Source organism: Xenorhabdus innexi (genome assembly GCF_002632485.1).
GTDB lineage: Bacteria > Pseudomonadota > Gammaproteobacteria > Enterobacterales > Enterobacteriaceae > Xenorhabdus > Xenorhabdus innexi.
In genome coordinates, this window is sequence record NZ_NIBU01000209.1 from 1 (window position 1) to 815 (window position 815).

The 815-nt window shown below is 57.1% G+C and carries 1 pseudogene; it reads left to right on the forward strand.

Annotated elements, in window-relative coordinates:
* Positions 1 to 815: pseudogene (locus Xinn_RS21125) on the forward strand (host specificity protein J); the annotation flags it as partial.

Genomic DNA, 815 nt, shown 5'->3' on the forward strand with positions numbered 1-815 from the left:
GTTTCATTTGAAATGACCGCCATTGAGCATAACCCGGATAAATACGCCCATATCGACACCGGTATCCGCATTGATGAACGGCCGATTTCGGTTATTCCGCCGGGGGTACAGTCACCGCCGAAAAACGTGGTGATCAGCAGTAGTTCGGTGGTGCATCAGGGAATTGCCATCACCACCTTGCAGGTGAGCTGGTCGGCGGTGGAGCAGGCTATTGCTTATGAAGCTGAGTGGCGGCGGGATAATGGCAACTGGATAGCCGCCCCGCGAACCGCCACACCGGGTTTTGAGGTGCCGAATATCTACGCCGGACGCTATCAGGCTCGGGTGCGGGCGATTAACGCCGCTGAGATTTCCAGCCTGTGGGCCAATGCGCCGGAAACGCACCTCAAAGGCAAAGCCGGAGACCCGCCTGCGCCGCTCGGGTTTAAGGCCACGCCGATTGTGTTTGGTATCCAGCTGAACTGGGGCTTTGCTGCCCAGACTGGCGATACGCTGAAAACGGAAATCCAGTACAGTCCGACCCATGACGGCGACGGACTCATGTTGCTGGCGGATATCCCTTACCCGCAGAAAACTTACACGATGCAGGGATTGTCTGCCGGGGTGGCGTTCTATTTCCGGGCGCGTCTGGTGGATAAATCCGGTAATCAATCGCCGTGGACGGACTTTATCCGGGGTGAGTCATCCAATGATACCAGTTGGATATTGAAAGCCGCCGGGGATCAGTTCCTGAGCGCGGAAACGGGGAAACGCCTGCAATCGCAGATTGATTTTACCAATGAAGCCGCCCTGGAAAATGCCGCCCTGACCGGGGC